The sequence below is a fragment of the Mycobacterium sp. M23085 genome (assembly GCF_045343915.1).
GTDB lineage: Bacteria > Actinomycetota > Actinomycetes > Mycobacteriales > Mycobacteriaceae > Mycobacterium.
Genome location: NZ_CP174280.1, coordinates 1,388,474 through 1,400,815 on the forward strand (window position 1 = coordinate 1,388,474; position 12,342 = coordinate 1,400,815).

12 protein-coding genes and 1 pseudogene are annotated in these 12,342 nt (G+C 66.5%); 12 read left to right on the forward strand and 1 reads right to left on the reverse strand.

Annotation, left to right across the window (positions count from 1 at the left end):
* Positions 1–29: 29 nt before the first annotated feature.
* Positions 30–1,043, forward strand: coding sequence for an alpha/beta hydrolase (locus ACIUM1_RS06080; protein WP_406817555.1), 1,014 nt, complete (start codon positions 30–32; stop codon positions 1,041–1,043).
* A gap of 4 nt (positions 1,044–1,047) precedes the next feature.
* Positions 1,048–2,427 carry a mycothione reductase gene (gene mtr / locus ACIUM1_RS06085; protein ID WP_406816338.1) on the forward strand — a complete coding sequence of 460 codons (1,380 nt, stop codon included), beginning with the start codon at positions 1,048–1,050 and terminating at the stop codon, positions 2,425–2,427.
* A gap of 2 nt (positions 2,428–2,429) precedes the next feature.
* Here mtr and ACIUM1_RS06090 read toward each other — a convergent pair whose 3' ends face one another.
* On the reverse strand, positions 2,430–2,909 hold the full coding sequence (locus ACIUM1_RS06090; RefSeq protein WP_406816339.1) for a Fur family transcriptional regulator: 480 nt from the start codon (positions 2,907–2,909) through the stop codon (positions 2,430–2,432).
* A 166-nt stretch (positions 2,910–3,075) separates the two neighbouring features.
* On the opposite strand from ACIUM1_RS06090, the gene ACIUM1_RS06095 reads away from it, so the two are divergent.
* From ACIUM1_RS06095 to ACIUM1_RS06140, 10 genes and pseudogenes are all read left to right on the forward strand, one after another.
* Complete coding sequence (locus ACIUM1_RS06095) at positions 3,076–4,191, forward strand: HoxN/HupN/NixA family nickel/cobalt transporter (RefSeq protein ID WP_406816340.1); 1,116 nt, start codon at positions 3,076–3,078, stop codon at positions 4,189–4,191.
* A gap of 41 nt (positions 4,192–4,232) precedes the next feature.
* Positions 4,233–4,568, forward strand: a complete 336-nt coding sequence (locus ACIUM1_RS06100; protein ID WP_406816341.1) for a hydrogenase maturation nickel metallochaperone HypA — start codon at positions 4,233–4,235, stop codon at positions 4,566–4,568.
* A 28-nt stretch (positions 4,569–4,596) separates the two neighbouring features.
* Positions 4,597–5,370 (forward strand): hydrogenase nickel incorporation protein HypB, encoded by a 774-nt coding sequence (gene hypB, locus ACIUM1_RS06105; RefSeq protein WP_406816342.1) that lies wholly within the window; start codon positions 4,597–4,599, stop codon positions 5,368–5,370.
* Positions 5,371–5,636: 266 nt separating this feature from the next.
* A complete protein-coding gene (locus ACIUM1_RS06110; protein WP_406816343.1) occupies positions 5,637–6,692 on the forward strand; it encodes a hydrogenase expression protein HypE in 1,056 nt (351 codons plus the stop codon).
* 101 nt (positions 6,693–6,793) lie between these two features.
* Positions 6,794–8,593 (forward strand): nickel-dependent hydrogenase large subunit, encoded by a 1,800-nt coding sequence (locus ACIUM1_RS06115; RefSeq protein WP_406816344.1) that lies wholly within the window; start codon positions 6,794–6,796, stop codon positions 8,591–8,593.
* A 58-nt stretch (positions 8,594–8,651) separates the two neighbouring features.
* Complete coding sequence (locus ACIUM1_RS06120) at positions 8,652–9,581, forward strand: NifU family protein (protein WP_406816345.1); 930 nt, start codon at positions 8,652–8,654, stop codon at positions 9,579–9,581.
* Positions 9,578–10,222 carry a DUF5947 family protein gene (locus ACIUM1_RS06125; RefSeq protein WP_406816346.1) on the forward strand — a complete coding sequence of 215 codons (645 nt, stop codon included), beginning with the start codon at positions 9,578–9,580 and terminating at the stop codon, positions 10,220–10,222. Before ACIUM1_RS06120 ends, ACIUM1_RS06125 begins: the two co-directional genes overlap by 4 nt.
* Positions 10,219–10,878, forward strand: a complete 660-nt coding sequence (locus ACIUM1_RS06130; protein ID WP_406816347.1) for a DUF6084 family protein — start codon at positions 10,219–10,221, stop codon at positions 10,876–10,878. The genes ACIUM1_RS06125 and ACIUM1_RS06130 overlap by 4 nt, the downstream gene beginning before the upstream one ends.
* Positions 10,875–12,231: pseudogene (locus ACIUM1_RS06135) on the forward strand (hypothetical protein). Before ACIUM1_RS06130 ends, ACIUM1_RS06135 begins: the two are co-directional and overlap by 4 nt.
* On the forward strand, positions 12,219–12,338 hold the full coding sequence (locus ACIUM1_RS06140; RefSeq protein WP_406816348.1) for a DUF6893 family small protein: 120 nt from the start codon (positions 12,219–12,221) through the stop codon (positions 12,336–12,338). The pseudogene ACIUM1_RS06135 and the gene ACIUM1_RS06140 overlap by 13 nt, the downstream one beginning before the upstream one ends.
* The last annotated feature ends 4 nt before the right edge of the window (positions 12,339–12,342 follow it).

Sequence of the window (12,342 nt, forward strand, 5' to 3'; positions counted from 1 at the left end):
GCGGCGCGACCGGCGAGGCGACCGGCTGGATGCCCGATGTCCTCCCCGGTTATCAGCAGCGCACCATCGCGCTCGGGCCCGATCCGGCCGGCGAGGGCGACATCGTCGCGACGCTGATACGGCGCGGGCCTGAACCGCAAAAGACGGGCCGCGAGACGGCGCCCGCCCGGCACGCGGTGCTGGCGGTGCACGGCTACACCGACTACTTCTTCCACACCGAGCTGGCCGATCACTTCGCGGCGCGCGGCTTCGCCTTCTACGCGCTGGACCTCCATAAGTGCGGCCGGTCGCGGCGCGACGGACAGACGCCGCACTTCGTCACCGACCTCACCAATTACGAGGCTGAACTCGATCAGGCGCTGGCCGGCACCGCCGAACACGGCCGGGTGCTGTTGTACGCGCATTCGGCGGGCGGACTCATCGTGTCGCTGTGGCTGGACCGATTGCGCCGGCGAAATCCGGCCGCGCACGCCGCGGTTGGCGGCCTGGTGCTCAACAGCCCGTTCTTGGAGTTGCCCGGCCCGCCCATCCTGCGGCATTCCGCGACCGTGGCGCTGATCGCCGGCCTGTCCCGGGTGCGGTCCAAGGGCATCGCCCGGTCACCGGGTGAAGGCGGGTACGGCACCACCCTGCACCGCGACTATGGCGGTGAGTTCGACTACGACCTGCAATGGAAACCCGTGGGCGGCTTTCCCATCACCTTCGGCTGGCTGCACGCCATCCGCCGCGGCCAGGCCCGGCTGCATCGCGGCCTGGACGTCGGTGTGCCGAATCTGATCCTGCGGTCGGACCACAGCGTGCGGGAAAGCACCGATTCCGCGTCCATGCGGTGCGGCGACGCGGTCCTCGACGTCACCCAGATCGCCCGCTGGGCCGGCTGTGTCGGCAACCGCAGCACCGTGGTCCCGGTGGTCGACGCCAAGCACGACGTGTTCTTGTCGGTGCCGGGCCCGCGCGCAGTCGCCTATCGGGAACTGGACCTCTGGCTGGAGGGCTACCTGCGCACCGACAATGATGCCTCGGCATCGCTGCGAAAGGGATGACGGCTTGGAGACCTACGATGTCGCGATCATCGGAACCGGTTCGGGCAACAGCATTCTCGACGACCGATTCGCCGAAAAGCGGGTGGCGATCTGCGAACAGGGCACCTTCGGTGGCACCTGCCTGAACGTCGGGTGCGTCCCGACGAAGATGTTCGTCTACGCCGCCGAGGTGGCCCAGACGATCCGCGACGCGGCACGCTTCGGCATCGACGCACGCATCGACGGGGTGCGCTGGGACGACATCGTCTCGCGCATCTTCGGGCGCATCGACCCGATCGGGGTCAGCGGCGAGGATCACCGGACCGCCGCACCCAACGTCGACATGTACAAGCAGCACACCAGGTTCGGTCCGGTGCAGGACGACGGGCGCTACCTCTTGCGCACCGATGACGGCGACGAGTTCACCGCCGAGCAGGTGGTGATCGCCGCCGGCGCACGCGCCGTGGTCCCCTCGGCGATCCTCGAGTGCGGCGCCCGCTACTACACCAGCGACACGATCATGCGAATCCCTGAATTGCCAAAGCATCTGGTGATCGTCGGGGGCGGCTTCGTGGCGGCCGAATTCGCCCACATCTTCTCCTCGCTGGGCTCGAAAGTCACCCTGGTGATCCGCGGCTCCGCCTTGCTCCGGCATTGCGACGACGTCCTGAGCCAACGCTTCACCCGCATCGCATCGAGCAAGTGGGAACTGCACACCCACCGCAACGTCGTGGGCGCAGAGAACCAGGGCTCAAGGGTGGCCGTGCAGCTCGACGACGGTCGCACCGTGCATGCCGACGCGCTGCTGGTCGCGACCGGGCGGGTGCCCAACGCCGATCAACTCGACCTCGAGCAGGTCGGTGTCGCCGTCGAGGACGGTCTGCTGGTCGTCGACCAGTACCAGCGAACCACGGCGCGTGGGATTTTCGCCCTCGGTGACGTGTCGTCGCCGTATCAGCTCAAGCACGTCGCCAACCACGAGGCGCGCGTCGTGCAACACAACCTGCTCTGCGACTGGGACGACACCGACGCCATGGCCGTTACCGACCACCGCTACGTACCGTCGGCGGTGTTCACCGATCCACAGATCGCCTCCGTAGGGCTGACCGAAAACCAAGCCATCGCACAGGGTTTCAAGGTGTCGACGAGCATTCAGAACTACGGCGACGTCGCCTACGGCTGGGCGATGGAGGACACCACCGGGATGGTGAAGCTCGTCGCCGAGCGCGGCACCGGGCGACTGCTGGGTGCGCATATCATGGGTCCGCAAGCATCGTCGATCATCCAGCCGTTGATCCAGGCGATGAGCTTCGGACTCACCGCCCCACAGATGGCCCGCGGCCAGTACTGGATCCATCCGGCGCTGCCCGAAGTCGTGGAGAACGCGCTCCTGGGTCTGCGCTGACCTCAGCCCCGGCGCGGCTTGTCGTCCTGGCACTGCGGGCACAGGCCGTGCAGCGTCAGGCCGGCCGCCTCCGACAGCGCGAAGGAACTACCCGCCATCGCGTGTTCGAGCGCCGAACTGAGCTGCCAGGCCGGCACCTCGATGATGGCGCCGCACTTGGTGCACACCGCGTGGTGGTGCGGAGCGGTGGCCAGCCCGTAGGTGGTCACCCCGCCGTCGAGCGTCAGCGCGTGCAACACCCCCTGGTCGACGAGGGTGGTCACGGTGCGATAGACGGTCGCCACGTCGGGCGCATGGGTGCCGGGCGGCAGACACTCCCGCATCCGCTTGTGGATCTCGGCGACCGGCAGATGACCGCTGACCGGCTCGAGCACCGTCAGCACCTGGATACGCGAGGCCATCCGCCGCAGCCCTCGGGCGCGCAGAAACTCGCCGATCCGCTCGGTGGCCGACGCATCCGGTGCCGATGGCTTGGCCGTCACCGGTTCAGTGTCGCGCCCCGGCGGCGGGATCGCCAGTCTTCGACGCAATCGGTACCCATCCCCTCCGGGATTCCTGCAACTCACTTGCATCTGGCGAGCGGGGGAACTTACAGTCGTGCCGGTTGTTCTCAGCCCGACACCGCACGGACGCGCCGAAAGGACCCCAGTGGCCAGCACCGAGATCGACCGGCGGCCATCACGGACGGCCAGGCTTCTCGGCGCCCTGACAGCGGCGGAGTGGTGGCGACTGGCATCGATGCTGGCGGTGATCGTCGCGCTGCATATAGTCGGCTGGTTCACCATGGTCGTCTTCGTGGCGCCGGCCCAATATAGCTTGGGCGGCAGAGCTTTTGGCGTCGGAATCGGGTTGACGGCCTACACCCTGGGCATGCGTCACGCTTTCGACGCCGACCATATCGCCGCCATCGACAACACCACCCGCAAGCTGATGAATGACGGCCAGCGCCCGCTGGCGGTCGGCTTCTTCTTCTCACTCGGCCACTCCACGGTGGTCTTCGGGCTGGCGGTGCTGCTGGCGTGCGGGGTGAAGACGGTCGTGGGGCCGGTCCGCGACGACTCCTCGGCGCTACACCATTACACCGGACTGATCGGCACCAGTGTCTCGGGTGTGTTCCTGTACGCGATCGCCCTGCTCAACATCATCGTCCTGGTCGGCATACTGCGCGTCTTCGCGCGGCTGCGCCGGGGCGAATACGATCCCGACAACGACGCGGCCGTACTGGAGCGGCATCTGGACAACCGCGGACTGATGAACAGGTTGCTCGGCCGCTTCACGAAATCCATCACCAAGTCCTGGCACTGCTATCCGGTCGGCCTGTTGTTCGGGCTCGGCTTCGACACCGCCACCGAGATCGCGCTGCTGGTGCTGGCCGGCACCAGCGCGGCCGCCGGGCTGCCGTGGTACGCCATCATGTGCCTGCCGGTGCTGTTCACCGCCGGCATGTGCCTGCTGGACACCATCGACGGCTCGTTCATGAATTTCGCCTACGGCTGGGCCTTTTCCAACCCGGTGCGCAAGATCTACTACAACATCACCATCACCGCGCTGTCGGTGGCGGTCGCAGTCCTGATCGGCAGCGTCGAACTCCTCGCCCTGGTCGCCGACCAATGCGGTTGGCGGGGTGCGTTCTGGAGCTGGATCGGTGGGCTGGACCTCAACGCGATCGGCTACGTCGTCGTCGCCATGTTCATCGCCACCTGGGCGGTGTCCCTGCTCGTCTGGCGCTACGGGCGCATCGAAGAGAAGTGGACCTCGCCCTAAGACGCGTGCTGCCCGCGGCGTTCGGGTGTAGAACAGTGCTCATGCACGAGCTGTCGCTGTGCGAGGCGATCGCCGGTGTGGTCAAAGACCACGCCGCCGGGCGGCACGTCGAGGTGGTGCGGGTGCGGGTGGGCGCGCTTCGTCAGGTCGTGCCCGAGTCGCTGTCGTTCTGCTGGACGCTGGTCCGCGACGCCGAGGACATGCCGGACGCCGAGCTGGAGCTCGAATGCGTCAGCGCCGAAGTCAGGTGCCGCGCGTGCGGCGGCCAATCCGAGATCACCTCGCCGTGGTCGATTTGGTGTCCGCGGTGCGACAGTTCCGAGGTCGAGGTGCTGCGCGGCAATGAATTCTTGGTGACGTCATTGGATGTCTCGTGAAAGGCGTTGGCTATGAATCGATTCAACCATGGGTAGATTTCATCGGCACGACGATGGAACCGTGCACGCCCACTCACACGATGACCTTCCGCACGATCACGGCCACGGCGATCACAGCCACTACCAGACCGGCAGTCAGCGCATCGACGTGCTGGAAGCGATCTTCGCCGAGAATGACCTGCTCGCCGACGCCAACCGGGCGGCCTTCGACAGCAACGCGGTGCGCACCCTGAACCTGATGAGCTCGCCGGGATCGGGCAAGACCACCGTCCTGCGGGCGACGCTCGATGAACTCGCCGGCGAGCTGGGGATCGGAGTGATCGAGGGTGACATCGCCACCGACCTGGACGCGGCGAAGCTGCGCGGCCGCGGCGCCCAGATATCACTGCTCAATACCAGCAACGGATTTGGCGGCGAATGCCACCTCGACGCGCCCATGATCAACCGCGCGCTGCCCGGCCTCGACCTCGCCGCGCTGGACCTGGTGATCATCGAGAACGTCGGAAATCTGGTCTGCCCGGCGGAGTTCGACGTCGGCGAGCACGCCAAGGCCATGGTCTATTCGGTGACCGAGGGCGAGGACAAGCCGCTGAAGTATCCGGTGATGTTCCGGTCGGTGGACGTGGTGCTGCTGAACAAGATCGACCTGGTGCCCCACCTCGACGTGGACGTCGACACGTACATCGCCCATGTGCGCAAAGTCAATGCGGCAGCGACGATTTTGCCGGTCAGTGCCCGCACCGGCGACGGGATGGCCGCATGGTTCGGCTGGCTGCGGCGCTTCGCCGCCGACGGGGCCTGATTGAGGAGGGCGCGAGCGCGCACCGCTCGTGATCCTGCGAAGCATTCGCAGGACGACCGCGCCGCGATGCTTGGCGGGACTCGGCGAATCTCCCAGGCGCAGCACGCGGTTTCGGCGTCATACGACATATGACTATTAGTGAGTAATGCCGAACCGTTGACAACGCACGATCGCGGGAGTAGACCCGAAAAATAGCGCTGCGCAAGTGGGCCGACGGTCGACTCCGGCGGCGCAGGAGCCCCAGCCCGGCTCCGGAAAGCTGCAGCATGCCAACGGAAGCAGCAGTCAAGGCAGAACAAACATTGATTCATGTCCTATGGATCAACGCGGGCCTCAGTTGTGACGGTGATTCGGTGGCGTTGACTGCCGCCACCCAACCCAGCGTCGAGGAAATCGCTCTGGGCGCCCTGCCCGGACTCCCGCAGGTCGCCGTGCACTGGCCCCTGATCGACTTCGAATGCGGACCCAACGGAGGGGCGGACGACTTTTTGGAGTGGTTCTTCAAGGCCGACCGCGGCGAGTTGGAACCCTTTGTGCTCGTGGTCGAAGGATCCATCCCGAACGAGAGGATCAAGGACGAAGGTTACTGGTGCGGTTTCGGTAACGACCCGGCCACCGGGCAGCCGATGACCACCAGCGAGTGGCTCGACCGGTTGGCGCCCAAGGCCACCGCCATCGTGGCGGTCGGGACCTGCGCCACCTACGGGGGAATCCACGCGATGGCGGGCAACCCGACAGGGGCGATGGGCGTACCGGATTACCTCGGGTGGGACTGGAAGAGCAAGGCGGGCATCCCGATCGTGTGCGTGCCCGGCTGCCCGATCCACCCGGACAACCTGTCCGAGACGCTGACCTATCTGCTCTACATGGCCACCGGTCAGGCGCCGATGATCCCGCTCGACGACGCGCTGCGCCCGCAGTGGCTGTTCGGCAAGACCGTGCACGAGGGTTGCGACCGGGCCGGCTACTACGAGCAGGGTGACTTCGCCACCGAGTACGGCTCGCCGAAATGCATTGTGAAGCTGGGCTGTTGGGGTCCGGTCGTAAAGTGCAACGTGCCCAAGCGCGGGTGGATCAACGGTGTCGGGGGTTGCCCCAACGTTGGTGGCATCTGCATCGGCTGCACGATGCCGGGCTTCCCGGACAAGTTCATGCCGTTCATGGATGAGCCGCCTGGGGGCAAGGTGTCCACCGCGGCATCGGGTCTGTACGGGGGCGTGATCCGCAGCCTGAGGCACATTACCGGCCGCACGGTCGACAAGGAGCCGCGCTGGCGCCACAACGGCGACCAACTCACCACCGGAGCACGCCGCACCTGGTAGGTCACCTACCGGGTCGGCGCGCTCTTCTCTGAATTCGTAGACGAAGAGCCGTCGCCGCGTCAGCCAACGCGGACAGCAGCCAAAGCGGAAGAAGTAGCGCGATGACAACCACCATTCCCGAACCCACCCATGCCAAGAGGGAACCCGGCCAACTGGTCGACATGGCCTGGGATCCCATCACCAGGATCGTGGGCAGTCTGGGCATCTACACCAAGATCGACTTCGAGAACCGAGAAGTCGTCGAGTGCCACAGCACCTCGTCGATCTTCCGCGGCTACTCGATCTTCATGAAGGGCAAGGACCCTCGCGACGCCCACTTCATCACCAGCCGCATCTGCGGCATCTGCGGCGACAACCACGCCACGTGTTCGTGTTACACGCAGAACATGGCCTACGGGGTCAAACCGCCGCACCTGGGTGAGTGGATCGTCAACCTCGGTGAGGCCGCGGAATACATGTTCGACCACAACATCTTCCAGGAGAACCTGGTTGGGGTGGACTTCTGCGAGAAGATGGTCTCCGAGACCAACCCGAGCGTGCTCGCCAGGGCCGAGAACACGCCGGCGCCGCGTGCCGACATGCACGGCTACCGCACGATCGCCGACATCATGCGCTCCCTGAACCCGTTCAGCGGCGAGTTCTACCGCGAGGCCCTGCAGACCAGCCGGTACACGCGAGAGATGTTCTGCCTCATGGAGGGCCGCCACGTGCACCCGTCCACGCTGTACCCGGGCGGCGTCGGCACCGTGGCCACGATCCAGCTGATGACGGACTACATGACCCGGCTGATGCGCTACGTCGAATTCATGAAGAAGGTCGTGCCCATGCACGACGACCTGTTCGACTTCTTCTACGAGGCGCTGCCCGGTTACGAAAACGTCGGGCTGCGCCGCACCCTGCTGGGCTGCTGGGGCTCGTTCCAGGACCCCGAGGTGTGCAACTTCGAATACAAGGACATGGAGCGCTGGGGCAACGCGATGTTCGTCACCCCGGGCGTGGTGGTCGACGGAAAGCTGGTCACCCACTCATTGGTGGACATCAACCTCGGCATCCGAATCCTTTTGGGCAGTTCGTATTACGACGACTGGACCGACCAGGAGATGTTCGTCAAGACCGATCCGCTGGGCAACCAGGTGGACCGGCGCCATCCGTGGAACCAGCACACCAACCCGCATCCGCAAAAGCGGGATATGGAGGGCGGCAAGTACAGCTGGGTGATGTCCCCGCGCTGGTTCGACGGCAAGGACCACCTGGCGCTGGACACCGGCGGCGGCCCGCTGGCCCGGCTGTGGTCGACGGCGCTGGCCGGCCTGGTCGACATCGGCTACGTCAAGGCGACCGGTTCCAGCGTCAAGATCAACCTGCCCAAGACGGCCCTCAAGGGACCCGTCGAGTTCGAGTGGAAGATCCCCGAGTACGGCAGCAACACGATCGAACGGGACCGGGCGCGCACCTACTTCCAGGCCTATGCGGCGGCCTGCGCTTTGCACTTCGCCGAGAAGGCGCTCGGAGAGATTCGGGCCGGGCGCACCAAGACGTGGGAGAAGTTCGACGTGCCCGACGAGGCCATCGGATGCGGCTTCACCGAGGCGGTGCGCGGCGTGCTCAGCCACCACATGGTGATCCGGGACGGCAAGATCGCCAACTATCACCCGTATCCGCCCACCCCGTGGAATGCCAACCCACGCGACAGTTATGGCACACCGGGCCCGTACGAGGACGCGGTGCAGGGCCAGCCGATCTTCGAGGAGAACGACCGGGACAACTTCAAGGGCATCGACGTCATGCGCACGGTGCGCAGCTTCGATCCGTGCCTGCCGTGTGGCGTGCACATGTACCTGGGGAAGGGCAAATCCCTGGAGAGACTGCACACGCCAACCCAGTCACCCGCCGGAGAGTGACGATCGCAAGCGCGGCGAAGCCGGGCGCGGCGGGTCGGCACCATTAAAGGAGTGACGTATGGCGGATCGCCCGGAGATGTCCCCGAACGACGCGCGGTGGCGTGAGGCGGGCGATCGGATCCAGACACTGCTGGATTCCTGCGCAGCGAGTGGGACCGCCGCGTATGACCGTGCGCAGCAACTGGTTCGCGAGGTGGTCGGGCTTTACGGCGCCGGGCTGGAGCGGATCATGCAGATGGCCGGTGATCCCGGGCCGGATAGGGGGCTGGTCGAGCGGCTGGCCACCGACGACCTGGTGGCCAGCCTGCTCCTGGTGCACGGGTTACATCCGCACGACCTGCACCGCAGGGTCTCCGACGCGCTGGATCGGGTCCGTCCGTACCTGGGTTCACACGGCGGAGACGTCGACCTGCTCGACATCGTTCCGGGCGCCCACCCGGAAGAACTCACCGTACGGCTGGCCTTCACCGGTAGCTGTAAGAGCTGCCCGTCGTCGGCGGTGACGCTGGAGCTGGCCGTGCAGGACGCGGTGCGCGCGGCGGCCCCGGAGATCTCCGCGATCGAGGTGGTGACCGCCGCCCCGACGGCCACTTCACCGAACGTCATTCCCACCGAATCGCTCCTGGCGCATCTGCATTCGAACGGCCATGGCCCGACCGCCTGGCACCCGGCACCCGAGCTGGCCGAGTTGACACCCGGCGAAGTCGCGGGATTCGTAATCGAGGGGGTGGCCGTGCTGGCCTGCCGGGTCGCCGACCAGACCTTCGCCTACCGCGATCACTGCCCGGTGTGTGACGACTCGCTGACGGGTTCACAACTGCGCGGTCACCTGCTGGGATGTGCCCGCTGCGGAACGGATTTCGACGTCGTCGCCGCGGGAACCGCGGCCGGTGGTGCGGCGGTCCACCTCGATCCGATTCCGCTGCTGACCCGAGACGGCCTGTTGTCGGTGGCGTTGCGGTCCGACGTGCTGGGCGCACCGGCATGAGCACCCCGTTCGACGTCTTGGCCCGCATCAGGAGCGACCGGCGCGCCCCCGAGCCGGCGGGCGAGCGCTGTGAGATGTGCGCGGAGTCGATCGCCGACGAGCATCAGCACGTGGTCAATGTGGCCGGCCGCCAACTGATGTGCGTCTGCCGGGCCTGCTATCTGCTGTTCACCGACACCGAAGCCGACCTGCGGTACCGCGCGGTGCCGGACCGGTACCTGTGGTTTCCCGACTTCGCGCTGGATCGCCAGGTGTGGGAGGCGCTGCAGATCCCGGTCGGGGTCGCCTTCTTCTTCACCAACTCGGCCCTGGGACACACCGTCGCCTTCTACCCGGGGCCGGCCGGGGCCACCGAATCCGAGCTGGACATGGACGTCTGGGACACCATTCGCGGCGCCGACCCGCGGGTGAGCCTGCTGGCCGACGACGTCGAGGCGCTGCTGGTACGGGTCGCCGACAGCAGCCAGGATGGCGAGTTATCGCAGCCGCAAACGTATCTGGTGCCCATCGATGCCTGCTATGAATTCGTCGGACACCTGCGCATGGTGTGGCGCGGCTTCGACGGCGGCCAGCAGGCCCGGGAATTCATCGACGGCTTCTTCGACCGGCTCGCCACCCGCGCCACAAAGACACCGCGATGAACGGCCCGCCGATGAACGTGAGCTTCGCGGTTCTGGACGTGACGCCCGAACCGTACAGCGTCAGTCCGGTGCTCACCGCCCGCGTCGGCGTCACCGCCGGCGGCGATGACCCGGTGCACGCCATCGCCCTGCGCTGCCAGATCCGCATCGAGCCGCTGCGCCGCACGTATTCCGACGAGGAAGCGGCCGGTCTGCTGGATTTGTTCGGCGGCCGCGAGCGTTGGGCCAGCACCCAACGCACCTTCCTTTGGCAGCATTGCACCGCGATGGTGCCGGGGTTCACCGGTCACACGACCGCGACCCTGCCGCTGGAGTGCACCTACGACTTCGAGGTCGCCGCGGCCAAATATCTGCACGCGCTGCGCGATGGTGCCGTGCCACTGCAGTTCCTGTTCAGCGGAACGGTTTTCGTCAACTCCGGGCGCGGGTTCTCGGTTCAGCAGGTGTCGTGGGACTGCGAGGACAACTATGCCATGCCGGTCACGGTCTGGCGTGACCTGATCGCACAGCACTACCCCAACAGCGGATGGATCCGGCTGAGCCACGAGACCATCGCGGAGCTGGCCGGTTACAAGTCAGCCCACGGGATGCTCGACTTCGACCACGCGGTCACCTCGCTGCTGGATGCCACCGCCGATCACGAGGTTTCGCGATGACCTCGAGCTGGGATCGGGCGCGCACCGTCGCCGACGCGGTGCTCTACGAGGGCTATCTGCTGTACCCGTACCGGGGAACGTCGAGCAAGAACCAATCACGTTGGCAATTCGGCGTTTTGGGGCCGCAGGGCGCGGCCGAAGCCGGCCTGGGCGAAGACGATACCCTTTGCGCGGAGTTCATGATCGATGACGCCCGGGCGCTGACGCTGGTGGTGCGCTTCCTGCAGTTGCAGCACCGGCGGGCCGAACGGGAAGTCGGCGACGGCGATTTCGCGCCCGTCGACGAATTGCGGACCCCGGCCGGCTCGTGGCTGTCTTGGGACGAAGCGGTGGAGTGCGAACTCTCCTTCGGCCCCCTCGCGTTCGGCGATGAGCCCTGGTCGCTGCCGCTGACGGTCGCCGCGGCAACCGACATCGAAGTGCTGGACGGCGGCCGGCTGGTTCGCGAGCGACACGAGATACGCGGTGTGCTGACGGTCAGCAGCGAGCCCGACGGCGACCTGCGGCGGGTTTCGGTACGGGTCGCCAACACCGGGGCGCCCGCGCACGATAAGGCGGATGCGATCGCGCGATCCATGATCGGGACGCACGTCCTCGCCGAAGTGGTTGGCGGCCGGTTCATCTCGCTGCTCGAGCCGTCCCCGGACGCGACGGATGCGGTGTCCCGGTGCCGGCAGCACCGCTGCTTCCCGGTGTTGGCCGGACCCCCGGGCGCCGACGACATGCTGCTGATCTCACCGATCATCCTGTACGACCACCCCGAGGTCGCCGAGCAGAGCGACACCGCCCTGTACGACTGCACGGAGATCGACGAGATCCTCACCCTGCGCGTGATGACCATGACCGACGACGAGAAGGCACAGGCCCGGGCAACCGACCCGCGGGCCGCGCGGATCATCGACGAATGCGACGCCATGTCACCCGAGGCGATGGCCCGGCTGCACGGCGTGCTGCGTGATCCGCACACGCTCGATGTCTCCGCCGGGCTGGTGCCCGAGATCCCCGAGGGAGTGGATTGGTGGGATCCGCTGGCCGACAACGCCGTCCGCCCAGAGATCGATGCGGTGCTGGTGAACGGGGTGCGGATCGCGCGGGGCAGCAAGGTCCGGTTGCGGCCGAGGCGTAACGCCGATGCCCAGGACATCTTCGTCGCCGGCAAGATCGCGCGCGTCACGTCGGTGCATGAGGACGTGGAGGGCAACAAGCACGTCGGCGTCGTGGTTGACGAAGACCCGGCCGCGGACCTGCACGACTGGTACGGCCGCTATCTGTACTTCTCCCCCGACGAAATCGAACCGCTGCAGTCGCAGCACAGCACAAACCCCTGAAAGGAGTTCACCATGGAAGTCCTAGGTTGGATCTTCATCGCCATCGTCGCGCTGGTGGCCGCGGTCGCGCTGGCGCTCGGCGTGATATCGGTACCGGATGCCCGGCGCTATCTCAAGTTGAGGCGGATGTAACCGA

Excerpts from the sequence above, each read along its gene's own strand:
- ACIUM1_RS06100 (WP_406816341.1), top strand. The coding sequence starts at position 4,233 with ATGCACGAGCTGTCGCTGTGCGAGGCGATCGCCGGTGTGGTCAAAGAC.
- hypB (WP_406816342.1), top strand. The coding sequence starts at position 4,597 with ATGGGTAGATTTCATCGGCACGACGATGGAACCGTGCACGCCCACTCA.
- ACIUM1_RS06140 (WP_406816348.1), top strand. The coding sequence starts at position 12,219 with ATGGAAGTCCTAGGTTGGATCTTCATCGCCATCGTCGCGCTGGTGGCC.
- ACIUM1_RS06115 (WP_406816344.1), top strand. The coding sequence starts at position 6,794 with ATGACAACCACCATTCCCGAACCCACCCATGCCAAGAGGGAACCCGGC.
- ACIUM1_RS06080 (WP_406817555.1), top strand. The coding sequence starts at position 30 with ATGCCCGATGTCCTCCCCGGTTATCAGCAGCGCACCATCGCGCTCGGG.
- ACIUM1_RS06130 (WP_406816347.1), top strand. The coding sequence starts at position 10,219 with ATGAACGGCCCGCCGATGAACGTGAGCTTCGCGGTTCTGGACGTGACG.
- ACIUM1_RS06120 (WP_406816345.1), top strand. The coding sequence starts at position 8,652 with ATGGCGGATCGCCCGGAGATGTCCCCGAACGACGCGCGGTGGCGTGAG.
- ACIUM1_RS06125 (WP_406816346.1), top strand. The coding sequence starts at position 9,578 with ATGAGCACCCCGTTCGACGTCTTGGCCCGCATCAGGAGCGACCGGCGC.
- ACIUM1_RS06110 (WP_406816343.1), top strand. The coding sequence starts at position 5,637 with ATGCCAACGGAAGCAGCAGTCAAGGCAGAACAAACATTGATTCATGTC.